The organism is Micromonospora vinacea (assembly GCF_015751785.1).
GTDB lineage: Bacteria > Actinomycetota > Actinomycetes > Mycobacteriales > Micromonosporaceae > Micromonospora > Micromonospora vinacea.
The window spans coordinates 1215678-1231828 of sequence record NZ_JADOTY010000001.1 but is presented as its reverse complement, the minus strand read 5'-3'; the positions used below and the strand labels follow the sequence as shown (position 1 = coordinate 1231828).

General features: G+C 71.4%; 15 protein-coding genes and 1 tRNA gene. 11 read left to right on the top strand and 5 right to left on the bottom strand.

What is annotated here, in order from left to right:
* Window positions 1–23 precede the first annotated feature (23 nt).
* The gene (locus IW249_RS06005; protein WP_196919851.1) at window positions 24–452 is read left to right on the top strand and encodes an ester cyclase; all 429 of its coding nucleotides are present in this window, start codon (window positions 24–26) and stop codon (window positions 450–452) included.
* On the opposite strand, the gene IW249_RS06000 is transcribed toward IW249_RS06005, so the two are convergent.
* Window positions 433–1005: a Uma2 family endonuclease gene (locus tag IW249_RS06000; protein ID WP_196919850.1), complete on the bottom strand. Its 573-nt coding sequence runs from the start codon at window positions 1003–1005 to the stop codon at window positions 433–435. The two genes, IW249_RS06005 and IW249_RS06000, sit on opposite strands and share 20 nt — an antisense overlap.
* 104 nt (window positions 1006–1109) lie before the next feature.
* Between IW249_RS06000 and IW249_RS05995 the strand changes: the two genes are divergently transcribed.
* The 7 genes from IW249_RS05995 (at window position 1110) to htpX (ending at window position 8570) form a co-directional block, all read left to right on the top strand.
* Window positions 1110–1706, top strand: coding sequence for a NuoI/complex I 23 kDa subunit family protein (locus IW249_RS05995; protein ID WP_196919849.1), 597 nt, complete (start codon window positions 1110–1112; stop codon window positions 1704–1706).
* 25 nt (window positions 1707–1731) lie between these two features.
* Window positions 1732–2292: an NADH-quinone oxidoreductase subunit J family protein gene (locus IW249_RS05990; protein WP_196919848.1), complete on the top strand. Its 561-nt coding sequence runs from the start codon at window positions 1732–1734 to the stop codon at window positions 2290–2292.
* Window positions 2289–2651, top strand: coding sequence for an NADH-quinone oxidoreductase subunit NuoK (gene nuoK, locus IW249_RS05985; protein WP_196919847.1), 363 nt, complete (start codon window positions 2289–2291; stop codon window positions 2649–2651). The genes IW249_RS05990 and nuoK overlap by 4 nt, the downstream gene beginning before the upstream one ends.
* Window positions 2648–4576 (top strand): NADH-quinone oxidoreductase subunit 5 family protein, encoded by a 1929-nt coding sequence (locus IW249_RS05980; protein WP_196919846.1) that lies wholly within the window; start codon window positions 2648–2650, stop codon window positions 4574–4576. Before nuoK ends, IW249_RS05980 begins: the two co-directional genes overlap by 4 nt.
* Window positions 4576–6084, top strand: coding sequence for a complex I subunit 4 family protein (locus IW249_RS05975; RefSeq protein ID WP_196919845.1), 1509 nt, complete (start codon window positions 4576–4578; stop codon window positions 6082–6084). The genes IW249_RS05980 and IW249_RS05975 overlap by 1 nt, the downstream gene beginning before the upstream one ends.
* Window positions 6081–7580, top strand: coding sequence for an NADH-quinone oxidoreductase subunit N (locus IW249_RS05970; protein WP_196919844.1), 1500 nt, complete (start codon window positions 6081–6083; stop codon window positions 7578–7580). Before IW249_RS05975 ends, IW249_RS05970 begins: the two co-directional genes overlap by 4 nt.
* A gap of 114 nt (window positions 7581–7694) precedes the next feature.
* Window positions 7695–8570 carry a zinc metalloprotease HtpX gene (gene htpX / locus IW249_RS05965; RefSeq protein WP_196919843.1) on the top strand — a complete coding sequence of 292 codons (876 nt, stop codon included), beginning with the start codon at window positions 7695–7697 and terminating at the stop codon, window positions 8568–8570.
* Window positions 8571–8637: 67 nt separating this feature from the next.
* On the opposite strand, the gene IW249_RS05960 is transcribed toward htpX, so the two are convergent.
* Both IW249_RS05960 and IW249_RS05955 read right to left on the bottom strand, forming a co-directional pair.
* Window positions 8638–9822 carry an MFS transporter gene (locus IW249_RS05960; RefSeq protein WP_196919842.1) on the bottom strand — a complete coding sequence of 395 codons (1185 nt, stop codon included), beginning with the start codon at window positions 9820–9822 and terminating at the stop codon, window positions 8638–8640.
* Window positions 9822–10664 carry a DUF6065 family protein gene (locus IW249_RS05955; RefSeq protein WP_196919841.1) on the bottom strand — a complete coding sequence of 281 codons (843 nt, stop codon included), beginning with the start codon at window positions 10662–10664 and terminating at the stop codon, window positions 9822–9824. The genes IW249_RS05960 and IW249_RS05955 overlap by 1 nt, the downstream gene beginning before the upstream one ends.
* Window positions 10665–10853: 189 nt before the next feature.
* On the opposite strand from IW249_RS05955, the gene IW249_RS05950 reads away from it, so the two are divergent.
* A complete protein-coding gene (locus IW249_RS05950) occupies window positions 10854–12113 on the top strand; it encodes an MFS transporter (protein ID WP_196919840.1) in 1260 nt (419 codons plus the stop codon).
* Window positions 12114–12260: 147 nt separating this feature from the next.
* Window positions 12261–12977, top strand: coding sequence for an HAD family hydrolase (locus IW249_RS05945; protein WP_196919839.1), 717 nt, complete (start codon window positions 12261–12263; stop codon window positions 12975–12977).
* Window positions 12978–13000: 23 nt separating this feature from the next.
* Here IW249_RS05945 and IW249_RS05940 read toward each other — a convergent pair whose 3' ends face one another.
* On the bottom strand, window positions 13001–13495 hold the full coding sequence (locus IW249_RS05940; RefSeq protein ID WP_124774541.1) for a YajQ family cyclic di-GMP-binding protein: 495 nt from the start codon (window positions 13493–13495) through the stop codon (window positions 13001–13003).
* A 147-nt stretch (window positions 13496–13642) separates the two neighbouring features.
* On the opposite strand from IW249_RS05940, the gene IW249_RS05935 reads away from it, so the two are divergent.
* Window positions 13643–13726: transfer RNA gene (locus tag IW249_RS05935), tRNA-Tyr, on the top strand.
* Between the two features lie 1658 nt (window positions 13727–15384).
* Here the strand turns inward: IW249_RS05935 and IW249_RS05930 are convergent.
* On the bottom strand, window positions 15385–15963 hold the full coding sequence (locus tag IW249_RS05930; protein WP_196919838.1) for a hypothetical protein: 579 nt from the start codon (window positions 15961–15963) through the stop codon (window positions 15385–15387).
* Between the last annotated feature and the right edge of the window lie 188 nt (window positions 15964–16151).

Below are 16151 nucleotides of genomic sequence, written 5' to 3'. Positions count from 1 at the left end.
GTGGTCCCGGATACCCTGCCGGCATGACGGATGTGGAGGCGGCGGCCCGGCGGTTCATCGCCGATGTGTGGAATGCCCGCCGGGAGGAGTCGGCGTACGAGCTGGTCGCCGAGGAGTGCCCGGGGCTGGGCGGCACCGGGCCGGAGGCGACGTTGGCCTGGCACCGTGAGCGCCGGGCGGCCTTCCCGGACCTGCGCTACAAGATCGTTGACGTGGTCGCGGCCGGCGAGCGGGTGGCAGTGCACTGGCGGGCCGCCGGCACCCACGTCGGGCAGTTCGGGCCGGTGCCGCCGACCGGGCAGGTGGTCAGCTACTCGGGGGCGACGTTCCTGCGCTTCGACGCTGCGGGCCGGATCGTCGAGGTGTGGAGCTGCAACGAGCTGTTCCAGTTGCTGCAACAACTCGGCGTCGAGATGCTCCCCCCGGCAGTCGTCAGCGGACCCGGGGCGTGATCCGACTGATCGGCAGATTGATCGGAAAGGGCTCGCCGGTGTCGACGAACTTCGTCCACCGCCCGGTCTCGGTGTAGACCTCGTTCACCGCGTCGATCCGGTAGGTCACGACCTCAAGCGCACCCTCCGTCTCGATCCGCCAGTAGAAGGGGATGCCGGCCTGGGCGTACAGCGCCGGCTTCAACACCCGGTCAATCGAGCGGGTGCTCGGTGAGACGATCTCGATGGCGAGCACCACCTCGTGCGGTTCGTACTTCGACGGCTCGCGGGCGGCGGCGACCGACGTGGTCACCAGAACGTCGGGGATGAACGAGCGGGTGCGGTTGATACGCACCGCTACCGCCTGGGTCACGTCGTAGCCGTCGGGGCACTCTTCGTCGAGCGCGGCACCAAGACGCATCGCGATGGTCTGGTGGGTGCGGGTGGGGGAGGGGGACATCAGCAGCACTCCATCGAGCAGTTCCCGGCGACGGCCATCCTCGGGCAGCGCATCCAGATCGTCAGTCGTCCACTCGCTCTCGGGCGGGTAGTCGCTCTGCAGCGCGGCGGTCATGGCAGGTCCTTCCAGGTGCGTTCGTTCTCCCCACGGCCACGGTACCGCCCCCGACCTGTGGGTGGTGGTCGCGCGCGCCGTGGCCACAGGGCAGGATGGTCGACATGAGCGACCCCAGCGAGCGCGGTGACACCGGCGAACGCGGCCTTCCCGGCGCGGGCCTGGTGAAAGGGCTGGCGGTCACCCTCAAGACGATGACCAGCCGTTCGACCACCCAGCAGTACCCGGACACGGCCCCCGACCTGCCGCCGCGCTCGCGCGGTGTGATCGCCCTGTCGGAGGAGAACTGCACGGTCTGCATGCTCTGCGCCCGCGAGTGTCCGGACTGGTGCATCTACATCGACTCGCACAAGGAGGAGGTGGCGGTGCCCGGCGCAGCCCGCCCCCGCCAGCGCAACGTGCTCGACAAGTTCGACATCGACTTCTCGCTCTGCATGTACTGCGGCATCTGCATCGAGGTCTGCCCGTTCGACGCGCTCTACTGGTCACCGGAGTTCGAGTACGCCGAGTACGACATCAAGGACCTGCTGCACGACAAGGACCACCTCGGTCAGTGGATGGCCACCGTTCCGCCGCCGCCCGCGCACGACCCGAACGGCGAGCCGGCCAAGGAGGAGACGTCCGCCGCGCGTAAGGCGGCCGCCGCACGTCCCGTTCCGCCAGCGGTACGCCCCGACGCCGACCAGGACCCGGCGTCGTGACCGCCCGAGCCGGAGGGGTGGCCCGGTGACCGGGGCGGATGTGCTGCTGCTCGCCCTCGGCGCGGTGGCGGTCGGTGCCGGCGTGTTGGTGGTGACCACGAAGCACCTGGTCCGGGCCGGGCTCTACCTGGTGGTGTGCCTGGGCGCGTTGGCCGGTGACTTCCTGGTGCTCAGCGCCGAGCTGGTGGCCTGGGTGCAGGTGTTGATCTACGTGGGCGCGGTGGTGGTCCTGCTGCTGTTCGCGATGATGCTGACCCGGGCCCCGATCGGTGTCTCCGACGACCTGGACCGGCCGGGCTGGCCAGCCGCGCTGATCGGTGGCGGCGCCGGGCTGGGGCTGACCGCCCTGCTCGTCGACGCGTACCGCTGGAGCACCGTCACGCTGCCCAGCGCCGGCACCGCCGAGCGGTTGGGTGAGCAGATCTTCCAATCCTGGGTGCTGCCGTTCGAGGTGCTCTCGGTGCTGCTGCTCTCCGCCCTGGTGGGCGCGATCGTGCTGTCCCGGCCGGACATCGGCCGAGCCGCCCCGCACCGCGACGGCACGGCAGGCGACCTGGTCGACAGTGAGCCCGGGGGGCGTCGGTGAGGCCGGTCATCCCGTACGTCACCGCCGCGCTGCTGTTCGGCCTCGGCGTGTACGGCGTACTGCGCCGCCGCAACGCGGTGCTGGTGCTGATGTCGGTCGAGTTGATGCTCAACGCGGTCAACCTGATCCTGGTCACCGCGGACACCACAGCCCGCGCCGTGCTCCCGCACTCGGGGCAGGTGTTCGCGCTGTTCGTCATCGTCCTCGCCGCCGCCGAGATCGGGGTGGGGCTGGCGATCGTCCTCCAGCTCTACCGGCTGCGGGCGACGGTCGCCGTGGATGACGTGCCGCTGACCGAGTCGCCGGATGCCATCGGCGGGCGTGAGCCGGCCGTGGTGGACTCGGAGGCGGGCCGGTGAGCGGGTTCCTCGGGGCGCTGCTGCCCGCCGTACCCCTGGTCGCCGGGCTCCTCGGCCTGTTGCTGCCACCGGCCCCTCGGCGCGACAGCGCGACCGGCGGCGACCGGGCCCGGACGATCGCCGTGACGCTCGGCGTCACCGGCGCGGCCGGCGCGTTGGCGCTGGCCGTCGCGCTGCTGCTCACCGTCGACGGGCCGACGGAGACGTCGAGCACCTGGGTCGACTTCGGCGGTCTGGTGGTGACCCTCGGCGTACGGCTGGACGGCGCCGCCGCGCTTGTCGCGGTGGCGGTCACCACGGTCGCCCTGGCCGTGCAGGTCTACTCGATCGGCTACCTGCGGCGCGGTCCACACGACGACGTCGACGTGGACCACCGTTACCCGCCCTACGCCGCCCAGATCAGCCTCTTCACCGGTGCCATGCTGCTGGTGGTGGTCGCCGGTGACCTGATCATGCTGTTGGTCGGCTGGGAGGTGATGGGCCTCTGCTCGTACCTTCTGATCGCCCACGACCGCCGACTGGCCGGCGCCCCCGCCGCCGCCATGAAGGCGTTCCTGGTGACCCGGGTCGGTGACGTCGGGTTCCTGCTCGGCATCGCGCTGCTGGGTGTGTCGACGGGCAGCTTCCGCATCGCCGACGTGCTCGCCCACGACCACTCCGGCGCCACGTTGACCGCCGCCGGCCTGCTGCTGCTCGCCGGTGTGGCCGGCAAGAGCGCCCAGTTCCCGCTGCACACCTGGCTGCCGGACGCGATGGCCGGCCCGACCCCGATCTCCGCGCTGATCCACGCCGCGACGATGGTCGCCGCCGGGGTGTACGCGGTGGCCCGGCTCTACCCGCTGTTCACGGCCGCGCCGGTGACGCTGACAGTGCTGGGGGTGCTCGGCGCGATCACGCTGCTGCTCGGCGCGCTCGCCGCCACCGCCCAGGACGACATCAAGCGGGTGCTGGCCTGGTCGACGGTGTCCCAGTTGGGTTACATGACCGGCGCGCTGGCGGTCGGCTCACCGTCGGCGGCACTGTTCCACCTGCTCACCCACGCCGCCTTCAAGGCGCTGCTGTTCCTCGCCGCCGGCGCGGTGATCCACGCCGTGGGCACCACACTGATGTCGGAGATGGGCGGGCTGCGACGCAGCATGCCGGTGACGTTCTGGTGCACTGTGGTGGGCCTGGGCGCGCTGGCCGGGGTGCCACCGTTGGCCGGCTTCTGGAGCAAGGACGGCGTACTCACTGTCGCCGAGTCGGCCGCCCTGGAGGGCACCGGCCCGGCCCCGTCCTGGGTGGGCTGGATCGTCTGGATCGCCGGGCTGGTCGGTGTGGCGGTCACCGCCTGGTACGCGGGCCGGCTGCTGCTGCGCGCCTTCTTCGGCGCCCCGCGCCTGCCGCTGGTTCAGCCGCACGACCCACCGGCGGTGCTGCGCTGGCCGGTGTTGCTGCTGGCCGTGCCGGCCGCACTGCTCGGTCTGGCCGGGTTCGTCGGGGCGTTCGCCGACCGCCTGCGGTTCCCCACCGTCCCGGTGGCGGGCTCCGAGGACGGCCTGGTCCACCTGGGGCCGGGGGTGCTGCTGCCGCTGGCGTTCCTGCTGCTCGGCGCCGCGCTGGTGACTCTGGGCTGGCGGCGTGACAGGGCCGCCGACCCGGCGGCCGCGCTGGGTCCGCTGCGGCCGGTCTTCGCCCGCGCGTTCCGGCTCGACGACGTCCAGCACACAGTCGTGGTACGCCCCGTCCGCGCGCTCGCCCGCGCCGCGCGCACCGGCGACGAGGTGGTGGTGGACGGCGCGGTCGAGGGCAGCGGGCGAGCGACGTCCGGTCTGGGCGCGGGGCTGGCCACGCTGCACCGCGCGGCGCTGCCCCGGGCCGCCGCCGGCGTACTGGCCGGCGCGCTGCTGATCGGCCTGGCCGCCGCCCTGATCGGAGGAGTCTGATGAGCCTCGGCCAGGTGTTGCTGGTCGCTGTCCTGGCGCTGCCGGCGCTGGGTGCGGTCGCGGTGGCGGCGACGCCCCGGGACCGGGCGGCCCGGTTGGTCGGCACGATCGCGGCGGCGTTGACCCTGCTGGCGGCGGTGCCGCTGGTGTTCGGCGGTCGAGGCTGGGTCGCCTGGTCGGCCGGCGCCCCGGCGGTGCGCCCGTGGCACCAACTGGATCTGCCCTGGGTGCCCGGTCTGGAGTTGCGCTTCCACCTCGGCGTCGACGGCATCTCCTGGCCGCTCGTGGTGTTGACCGCGCTGCTCACGTTGCTCTGCTGCGCGTACACGATGTGGCGGGTTCCGGACGGCGGCAGCGGCCGGGCGCTCGTCGCGCTGCTGTTGGTGGTCGAGGTGGGCATCCTGGGCACCTTCCTCGCCCTGGACCTGGTGCTGTTCTTCCTCTTCTTCGAGGTCGTCCTGCTGCCGATGTACGCGATCATCGCCGGCTGGGGTGGCGCGGACCGGCGTCGGGCGGCCCGGAAGTTCGCCCTCTACACGCTGTTCGGCTCGGTGCTGCTGCTGGTCGGCGTGTACGTGGTGGTGGCCGCCGCGGGCACCGCCGACCTGGTGACGCTGACCGGTGGCGCGGGGATGTCCCGGGGCACCCAGTTGGCCGCGTTCACACTGCTCGCGGTGGCGTTCGCTGTGAAGAGCCCGCTGTGGCCGTTGCACTCCTGGCTGCCCGACGCGCACACCCAGGCACCCACTGTGGGCAGTGTCGTGTTGGCCGGTGTGCTGCTCAAGATGGGCACGTACGGCCTGATCCGGGTCGCGGTGGGGGTGGCGCCGGAGGGCGCCCACTGGGCGGCGCCGGTGCTCGGCGTGCTGGCGGTCGCCGCGATCCTGATCGGTTCGCTGGTCTGCCTGGCCCAGTCGGAGGTGAAGCGGCTCATCGCGTACTCCAGCGTGGGGCACATGGGCTTCGTGCTCCTGGGCGTCGCCACGCTGACCGCCACCGGCATCCAGGCGGCGTTGATCGGCAACGTCGCACACGGCGTGATCACCGGCCTGCTGTTCTTCCTGGCCGGGGCCGTGAAGGACCGTACCGGCACGGGCACCCTCGCCGAGCTGTCCGGGCTGCGGGAGACCGCGCCCCGGCTGGCGGGCCTGCTCGCGTTCGCGGCGATCGCGTCGCTGGGCCTGCCCGGGCTGGCCGGCTTCTGGGGCGAGGCGTTCGCGGTGATCGCCGCCGTGCAGGTCGGCGGCCCGCTCTGGACCACCCTCGGGGTGCTGGCGGCGGTCGGCGGGGCGCTCACCGCCGCGTACTTCCTGCGGTTGCTGCGCCAGGTAACCCACAACCGGCCGAGCCCGGCGGTTGGGCAGGTCGGCCCCGGGCTGGCCGGTGCGGAGCTGACCGCGTGGGTGCCGCTGGTGCTGCTCGCGTTGGCCATCGGGCTGGCGCCGACGCTGGTCCTCGGCGTCGCCGAGGCTCCCGTCGACGCCCTGATCGGTGTGGTCAAACCATGAACGTCGTGCAGAGCGTGGACAGCGTCGCGTTGCTGCCGGCCTATCTGGCCGCCGGCACTGCCGTACTCGTGCTCATCACCGATCTGGTCGTGGCCCGACCGCGGGCCACCATCGCGGTGGCCGCGCTCGGCGCGCTCGGCACCGCCGTCGGTACCGCGCTGGTCGGGGCGGGCGCCGAACGGCGGACGTTCTGCGTGGGCGCCGACTGCTCCTGGATCTTCGGTGGTCGCGCGGCCCTGGTCGGGGTGGTGGTCGCGCTGCTCACCCTTGGCGTGCTCGGGCTGTCGGTGCCGGCGCTGCGGGCTGGTCGGTCTCCGGTCGGGGAGTACGCCTTCCTGCTGGCCTGCTCGATGACCGGCGGCGTGGTGCTCGGCGCGGCCGGCGACCTGATCACGTTGATCGTGGCCCTGGAGACGCTGACCCTGCCGCTGTACGTGCTGGTCGGCCTGCGCCGGGGGAGCCTCGCGAGCGCCGAGGCGGCGGTGACCTTCTTCGTGGTCAGCGTGGTGGCGACCACGCTGACCCTGCTCGGCGCGGCGCTGCTGTACGCGGTGACCGGTGGGCTGCACCTGGACCGGCTCGGCACGTTGCTCGCCGAACAGCCCGAGCTGCGGGACCTGCCGTTGACCACCGCCGCGGTGGCGGTGCTGCTGGTCGGGTTGGCGTTCAAGGTGGCGGCGGTGCCGTTCCACGCCTGGGCGCCGGCCACCTACGACGGCGCGCCACTGCCGGTGGCCGCGTACCTGTCCACCGCGTCGAAGCTGGGCGGCCTGGTCGCTCTGCTCGCCGTGGTGCAGCGGGCGCTACCGGCGGACCAGACCGGTCCGGTGCTCGCCCTGCTGGCCGTGCTCACCATGACCGTCGGCAACCTGGTAGCCCTGCGTCAACGGCGGACCGTCCGGCTGCTCGCCTGGTCGTCCGTCGCGCAGGCCGGGTACATCCTCGCCCCGCTGGGAGCGTTGGCGCTGGCCGCCGGACGCACGGACGAGGCACGGTCCGCCGCGTACGCGGCCGCCGTGGCGTACGCCGTCTTCTTCGTGGTGTTGGAGCTGGCCGCCTTCGCCGGACTGACGGCCCTGCGGCCGCCGGGTGCGGACGGCGGCACGCTTGACGACCTGCGCGGGGCGGCCCGGCGGCACCCCTGGCGGGCAGCGGCGTTCGGTCTCGCGCTGGTGGGTCTGGCTGGTCTGCCGCCCGGGCTGGCCGGCCTGTTCGCGAAGGTGACGGTGGTCCGGGCGCTGCTGGACGGCGGCGCGGCCTGGCTGGCGCTGGTGGTGGCGCTGAACGCCGTGATCGGCCTTGCCTACTACCTGCGGGTGACGGCCGCGCTCTGGGCGCCGCCGACGACGCCCGGTCCGGCCGCGGCGCTCGCCGGCGACGGAGCGTCGGGCGTACCCGTGGTGGGTGTGGTGGGTGTGGTGCTGGCGGTGGCGACGGTGGCCGCCGTGGTGCTCGGCGTCGCCCCGCAGTTGGTGCTTGACCTGGCCGCCCGCTGACCCCACCCGGCTCCGGTCTCAGTCAACTCTCAGCGTTGAGACGGATGGTTGGCGGGTACGGGGTTGTTACACCGGTCAGCGGATCCCGGCGATCCGTGCACCGAAGGAGACATCGTGCACCACAACCGTCTGAAGACCGCAGCGCTGCTCGGCCTGCTCAGCGCCCTGATCCTGGCGGTGGGCTACTGGTTCGGCGGCAGCGGCGGCCTGGTCATCGCCGTCGTCGTGTCTCTGGTCATGAACGGCGTCACCTACTTCTACTCCGACAAGCTCGCACTGCGCTCGATGGGGGCGCAACCGGTCACCGAGGCGCAGTTCCCCGAGTTGTACCGGATGGTCCGGGAGTTGGCCACCGACGCCCGGCAGCCGATGCCGCGGCTCTACGTCAGCCCGACCTCGCAGCCCAACGCGTTCGCCACCGGTCGCAACCCGCAGCACGCGGCCGTCTGCGTGACCCAGGGCATCACCGAGATCCTCGACTACCGTGAGCTGCGCGGCGTGATCGGGCACGAGTTGTCCCACGTCTACAACCGGGACATCCTGATCTCCAGCGTGGCGGCCGGCCTGGCCAGCATCATCACCCTGCTGGCGAACCTCGCCTTCTTCATCCCGCTGGGTGGCGGGGACGACGAGGACCGACCCAACCCGGCTGTGCTGCTGCTCACTCTGATCCTGGGCCCGATCGCGGCCACGGTGATCCAGTTGGCGATCAGCCGGAGCCGCGAGTTCCAGGCGGACGCCTCCGGCGCCGAGCTGAGCCGCGACCCGCTGGCCCTGGCCAGCGCGCTCCGCAAGATCGACGCGGTGGCCCGACGTCGGCCGTTGCCGGCCCAGGGCCAACTCACCAGCACCGCCCACCTCATGATCGCCAACCCATTCCGGGGCGGCGGCATGGCGGCGCTCTTCTCCACCCACCCGAAGATGGAGGACCGCGTCGCCCGGCTGGAGCAGATGGCCCGCAACGCCGGGCCGGTGCAGTTCCAGCGCTGACCCGTTCCCACCTCCACCCGCGTCCCATGTGGGCGCGGGTGGAGTCACGTCCGGGGGTGCCCGGGCGTCACTGCGGGGAGACCGGCAACCGGTCCGGGCGGGTCAGCAGCACGACGACCAGCAGGACGACGCCCGCCGTCAGGTACGCGGCGGCGGGCGAGACCGCCGCGGCCACGCCACCCAGCAGGAAGATCCCGCACCCCGAGGCGACGATGTTGGCCGCCACGATGGTCGCCTCGACCTGCCCCATCCGTTCCGGAGGGGCCAACCGGGCGAAGGTCGCCTGCGCCCCGATCAGCCAGCCACCGCCCGCGCCGATGAACGCGTTGCCCACCGCCAGCGCCCACAGCGGCGCATCCACCGCGACCAGGACGCCGGCCAGCAGCAGGGCGCCGGCCAGCGCGGCGGCCACTGCCACCTGACCGGCCACCCGACCCAACCAGCGGGACCGGGCCACCAACAGGACGAAGAACGCGCCTCCCAACGCCGAGGCCGCCAGCACGACAGGACGCCAGGCGCCGCGCGCGAGTTCCGGGGCGAGGGTCTCCGGCAGCGCGCCGGAGAGCACCGTGGCCAGGGTGAGCAGAGCGACGCTGCGGAGCACGGGATGGCCGGCGATGATGCGTACACCCGCGGTCGCCGGCGGACGCGGTCCCCGCCGACGGTGCGGATGCCTCGGCAGCCCGGCCAGGACGATCGCGGCGATCAGGAACGAGACGAGATCGATCAGGAGCGCCACCCGGGCTCCGAGGGCCACGGTCAGGCTGGCGCCGGCGAGCAGACCGATCACCTGACCCGCCTGGTTGGCGAAGGCGGAGAGACCGAACAGCGGCAGCCGCAGCGGGGCGTCCACCGCCTCGGCGGCGACCGCCACGTTGACGCTCGCGTAGGCGGCCCGCACCGCCCCGAGCAGGCCGGCCGCCACGATCGCCGGCACCGGCTGGGGGACCGCCGCGGGCACGGCGATCAGCACGGCGCCGGCCACCGACAGCCAGACCAGGAGGGTACGCCGGGCCGGAACGTCCAACCAGCCGCTGAAGACGGTCGCGACCAGCAGGGCGGGCAGGGTACGGGCGGCGTAGACGGCGGCCGGGCCGAGCACGGAGTTCGTCTGGTCGAAGGCCAGCAGCAGCAGGGCCGCCAACCCGACGAAGTCACCCAGCTCCGAGATGCCCCGGGCGATGACCAGTCGGGAGGCGACCGGATGCCGGAACAGGGCCCGGTAGCCGGGCCGCTCGTCGGTGTTGGACATCAATTCGACTGGTCCGGTTCCGCCACCCCGATTGGTTGGTAGGTGGCGTTCTCCCGGACCCGGCGGGCCTGTTCCTGCCGGTAGCTGCCTTGGATCTCCGGGTCCTGGCGGCGACGGCGCAGGGCCACGAAGTCCGACCAGACGTCCTCCGGCCACGCCGCCAACCCCTGCCCGGTGGTCAACTCGGCGTGGCGGAACGCCTCCAGCGTCGAACGGTGCACCGGCTGCAGGCACATGAGCGGGATGTTCCGGTAGAAGCGCACCACCTGCCCAGCCTCGGTCAGTCGCAGGATGGTGGGCAGGAGCGAGGTGTACCAGTCGGTCTCCACCACCCCCTCATAGAGCTGCAGGCCGCGCTGGACGGGCCAGTTCGGCACCCCGCGGGCGAGCAGACACCAACCCGGGGACGTACGGGCCACCACGCCGGTGACCAACTCGATCGTGTTGGCGGCGCGCGGGTCGGCATCGAGGAACGGGATGCTGGCGCCGTACCGGTCGAAGATGTCCAGGTCGCCCCGGAACTGCTCCGGTGCCGCCGCCAACTGGGCGGCCGCGTCCGGCAGCTTGCCGTCGTACCCGCCGGCGAGGGAACGCCAGCCTGTCGGCTCGTTCTCCTCCAGCAGGGTCCACTCGGTGTCCTGCCCGTCCCACCGGAGCGCGAAGTCGGCCGGCGGGTAGACGTACCAGCCGAACCCGGAGCCGGCGGCGACCGGCGGGCAGCGTTGCACGGCCCGCGCCGGCAGGGAGCCGCGCAGACTGGGCGAGGCGGCTTCGGTGGCCCGGGCGTCACCGTACAGCGAATAGATCTCGACCCGCAGCGGTGCGTTGGCAGTCCCGGTCATCGGACCTCCTGGCTTTCGTGCGGCCTCAGCGCATGGATCCAATTCGATCAACAACTTACTCGTTTCGACCGTTCCGGTCAGCCCCGCCAGCAGCGCCACTGTGAGCGGCCCGACCATCCGCGGTGCCGACCTCGGGGTTAGGGTCGAAAGAGCTTCTACCCGTTACCTGTCCCAGAGCCGGAGGTGTCCGTGACCGCACTGCGCCAGTACCTGGGCGTCTGGCGGATCCCCGGCGCGCCCATGCTGCTGGTCACCGGCATCATCGGGCGGCTCGGCATCGGCATGACCCCGCTGGCGCTGCTCCTGGTGGTCGAGCAGGTGACCGGGCGGTACTCACTGGCCGCCATCGCGGGCGGGATCTACGCCCTCGCCGGCGCCGCGCTCAGCCCGATAGCCGGACGGATCGCCGACCGGGTCGGCCCCAGCCCCGTCCTGCTGCTCACCGCCGTGGCCCACCCGCTGGCGCTCATCGGGTTGCTGCTGGCCAGCCGCTCCGGCGACGACGCTCTCCCCGTCATCTACCTCGCCGCGGGTGTGGCCGGTGCCACCTACCCGCCGCTCACCGCCGCCATCCGAGGCGCCTGGAACGACCTGACCAGCCCCAACTCCGGCCGATACCCGCTCCGCAACACCGCCCTGGCTGCCGAGACCACGCTGTTCGAAATCGTCTTCGTGCTCGGCCCGCTGCTCGTCGCCGGCTTCGTCCTCGTCGCCGACGCAGCCGCCGCGCTGATCGGCGCCGCAGTGGTCACCCTGGTCGGCACGACCGCCGTGGCCCTCGGCCGGGTCATGCGCGGCTGGCGCCCACACCCGCGGGAACACCATGCCCGCGGGCTCGGCCCGCTGCGGGTCCCCGGCTTCCCAGCCCTGCTGATCTGCGTGGCCGGTCTGGGCATCGCGTTCGGGGCCGCCGGGGTGATCGTGCCGGCGTTCGCCAGCGACCACGCCACCGACGACCCGGAGAGCCTCGCCGGCCTGCTGCTCGCCGTCTGGGGGGTCGGCAGCGCCATCGGTGGGCTCTGGTTCGGCGTCCGCAAGCCGGCACCGAACATGACCCGGCAGTTCGCCCTGCTGCTCGGCGCGCTGGCCGCCACCTTCGCCGTCTTCGCGGTGATGCCCACCCCACTTGCGCTGGGTGTCGCACTGGTCGCCGGCGGAGCCACCATCGCGCCCGCGCTGACCCTGGAGAACACCCTGGTCGGCCGGATCGCCCCCACCGGCATGTTGAACGAGGCGTACACCTGGGTGGTCACCGTCGCGGTGGCGTCGAGCGCCGCCGGCGGCTCGGTGGCCGGCGTGATCGTGGACCACGCCGGCGGCGTCCGCTGGGCGTTCCTGTTCGCCGGGGCGGCAGTCGCCGTCGGGGCCGCGGTCGCCGCCCTACCCGCCGGGCCCATCGCCCGCGCGGAAACCACAGCGGTACGCGCCGAACACCCCGTCACCGTCTGACCGCGCGCTTTGGTCGGGTTGTGCTTGATCGACTCGGGTTTCTGAATGCCGCGGTGTCCCGGTCGCCCGGATGCCCCGACTTCCAGGAGCCCGAGTCGATCTCAGCCGGGCGGGTGAGAGCGGTGACGATCTCAGTAGGATGCGCCAATGTCTCGGCCAGTGATCTTCGATCTCTTCCATACCCTGGTTCACGGTGCCGATGACGAGCGTGACCGGGTAGTTGGCGAGATGGCGCTCGTGGTCGGGGTGGCTCCGGCCGCGCTGGTCGCTGCGTACCACGCCACCTGGCGTGACCGGCTGGTCCGGTGGGACGTGGAGGAGACCGTCCGCATTCTCGCCGGACGCCTCGGCGGCACGCCAACCGACGAGCAGGTGACACAGGCCGGTGGGCATCGGCGGGCCCTCGCGCGCCGGGTGCTGGGCACTGTCTCGACCGCCACCCTGGACGTGCTCGACGCGCTGCGCGACGACGGGCATCCGCTGGCCCTCATCAGCAACGCCACCTCGGAGACCGCCGAAGCATGGCCGCAGAGTCCGCTTGCCCGCTGCTTCGACGTCGCGGTCTTCTCCTGCGACGTCGGGCTGGCCAAGCCCAACCCGGCGATCTACCGCATTGCCGCCCAGCGGTTGGGCATCGCGCCGGCAGAGTGCGTCTTCGTCGGTGACGGCGCAGACGGCGAGCTCGCCGGCGCGGCAGCGGTCGGCATGACCGTGTTTCGTACCACTGAGCACAACGACACCGACCCGAGCTGGGGCGGACGTGCGTTCGCCACCCTTGACGACCTGCCCGCCCTGCTGCACGAGTCGGCCGGTCTACGTTCCGCTTCAACGTCCGACGGTCGGGCCGGGTGGCCTACTGAGTGACGACGGCCGCGACCGGGGCCGCCTTACCTGTAGTTGTTGAACTGGAGGGCTACGCCGAAGTCCTCGCCCTTGAGCAGCGAGATGACAGCCTGAAGGTCGTCGCGCTTCTTGCCGGTGACGCGCAGCTGGTCACCCTGGATCTGCGCCTGCACGCCCTTGGGGCCCTCGTCGCGGATCTTCTTGCTGATGGCCTTGGCCTTGTCCGTCTCGATGCCCTGGATCACCTTGCAGTCGATCTTGAAGATTTTGCCCGACGGGCGCGGCTCCCCAGCATCCAGCGACTTCAGCGAGATGTTCCGCTTGACGAGCTTCTCCTTGAACACGTCCAGCGCGGCGCGGACGCGCTCCTCGGTCTCCGCCTGGAGGCCGATCGCCTCCTCACCAGACCAGGAGATCTCAGCGCCGGTGCCGCGGAAGTCGAACCGCGTCGCAAGCTCCTTCTCCGCCTGCCGAAGGGCGTTGTCGACCTCCTGACGGTCAACCTTGCTCACGATGTCGAACGACGGGTTCGCTGCCATGTTTCTGCTCCTGCTGTCCGGCGGTCTGGGCCTGCCGTCGGCCGCCGACCAGCGGCACGACCCCCTGACGGTACCCGGTTGCGTCGGTACCGGGGGAAGCCGCTATTCTTGCTTCCGCCGCCGCGTTGCGACGCGGTGGGGTGCCCTGGCGGGTTGCCCGAGCGGCCAATGGGAGCGGACTGTAAATCCGTCGCGAAAGCTTCAGAGGTTCGAATCCTCTACCCGCCACCAGGTGCAGACGCGGCCCCTGACCAGCAGAGATGCTGATCGGGGGCCGCTGTCGTTTGTCTGGCCGAGTCCGGCTGAGTCCAGCCGTTGACGACTGGTTGTGGGCAGATGGTGGGCAGGTCGATCTTGCCTCTCAGGGCTTCTCTGACTCTGCGGATGCTCTTGCCTCGGAGAGTTCCGGCCTGGCGTGAGCAGCACCTGGAGCGACCGGCTGAGGCTGCCGTGGGCTTACCTGGCTGCGTGGTTAGCCCGAGGGCAAGCCAGTCCTGGGGTTGGACTGGCGCGGCAGTCGGAAGCCCTGGCCCTCGATCAGGTCGATCTGCCGGCTTCCGTACTGCTTGGCCTGGTCGTCCTGTGTCTGGATCAGTGGAGTTCGGGGCGGCGGTCCGGCGGCAGTCGGTGGCTTTCCGTCCCGGCGCCGGAGGCGACCGGGGCGGCTTGCCGCCGGCCGGCTCACCGCCCGCGTCGCGCGGAGCGCGGCGCCTTGATCCAGAACAGAAGAAGTCGGCAGCAGCGTGGGGGTGGCACGTGGGGGTGGCACGTGAGGGCGGTAGTGCCGGACGGATGTGAGCCAGCCCGTCTCGGATCACGGAGACCAGGATCTCCCCGATGGCTGCCAGCCGCGCACCCTCGACCCAGGCGGCCTAGATCATCGCGTGGGTGGCTGAGTGCGGTTGCCGTCCGTACGGGCGCTCCGGCCCTGACTGATGGCGATGTTCTCAGCGGTCGCAAGCTATGACGCCCAAGTGGTCGGACTGCATTTCTCAACCGCAAGTACTGGCCTGCCCGGGTTGCGGGAAGCGATCGGCAGGGCGGCAGTTGGCCCCAGACGTCTCACCGCTCTCGCATCTGCATCGCACGTAGCTTGCAGGGTTATCTCACACCACCCGCTGGCACGGAAGTAGACAGGGGGCAAGTCGGGACGGGATGGCCGGGACCGGACGGTAGTGTTGCGGCGTGACAGCGATGGTGACCAGCGCCCCAACCGCCAGCCCGGCTAGCACCCGGGAATGGCTGCTAGAGCGGTCAAAGCGGGACTTTGTGCCGATAAGACGCGTCTTCGTGCAGCGTCCTCCCGGGGTGGAACCGCGGGAGGGCCCACTCGCCGAGTTCGTCCGCCGGAGACAGAAGCGGGCGCTGTTGGCATACCTCATTATTTCGGCAGGTATCAGTGCCGAACATCCGGAGGCCGGTTGGAGCGTCACGCTCCCCAGCGGGGCTTGGGCCAGGCTGATGGATACGACACTCGCAGCTCAGCCGGCGTCGGCACTCACTGCCGTCTCAAAGACTCTGACATGGCTGGAGCGGCGAGAGCTGATTGCCCGCCAGCGAGTTGGACGCTCTCGCCAGGTCCGGGTAACTCGCCTCCATGAGGACGGCAGCGGCGACCCGTACACACGTCCGGGCACCGGCGGCAACCGAGACCCGTACATCAAGCTGCCCCACGAGTTCTGGCTGAAGGATTGGAGCAGCCGCCTGTCGCTGCCCGCGATTGCGATGCTGCTGGTCGCCAGCGCCGAGAAGCCGGGCTTCGAGCTGCCGACCGAGCGGGTGCCGGGCTGGTACGGCTGGTCAGCCGACACAGCCGAGGACGGGTTCCGCGAGCTGCGAGAGGCCGGACTTCTGCACGTGGAGACGAGACGGATGGAAGCTCCCCAGAGTCACACCGGCTGGGCCATGGTCAACCGGTACACGCTCGAATCGCCCTTCTCGCACCGGTCACAGCCGACCCCGCCGAAGTCGCCGAAGCGAAAGGCCGCCAAAAAGGTGCCGGCTGGCGGGAAGAGATCGAGCCCGAAGACGGTCGTCACGAAGAAGTCTCGCCGGACCTCCAGCGGCGGTGCCTGATGCACGTCTTCGTGGACGAGTCCCGGCGCGCCCGGTACATGGTCGCTGCCGCGATAGTCCCCATGGCCGACCTGGCGGGCATGCGAGCCACCCTGAAAGGGCTGAGGCTCCCCGGCCAGCACCGGATCCACTTCCGGACAGAGTCCGACCCGCGCCGTCGACGAATCCTGAGCCAGGTAGTCCAGATGTCTCCAACAGTGTGGATCTTCGAAGCTCCGGGCCCAGACGAAGCGGCGCGAGCGACCTGTATCACCGCGCTGGTGGAGGAGTTGACCGTCTTGCGGCCGCAGCATCTGATACTCGAGAGCCGTAACGACCACTGCGACCGTGTTGATCGGCGGATCATCCGAGCGGCACTGGCGAAGAACGGCCACGAGGTTCAGTACCGGCACCTCGCAGGTCGGCAGGAGCCGCTGCTCTGGATCCCAGACGCCGTCGCCTGGGCACACGGTGCCGGGGGCGACTGGTCTCGCCGCGCTCGGCCGTTGGTCGCGAGGACGCTAATTTTGCAGTGACGAACGACACCGTAGGAGACGCGAAACCCGGATGCCCACCGTCCGGTGGGGATCCGGGTCCACTT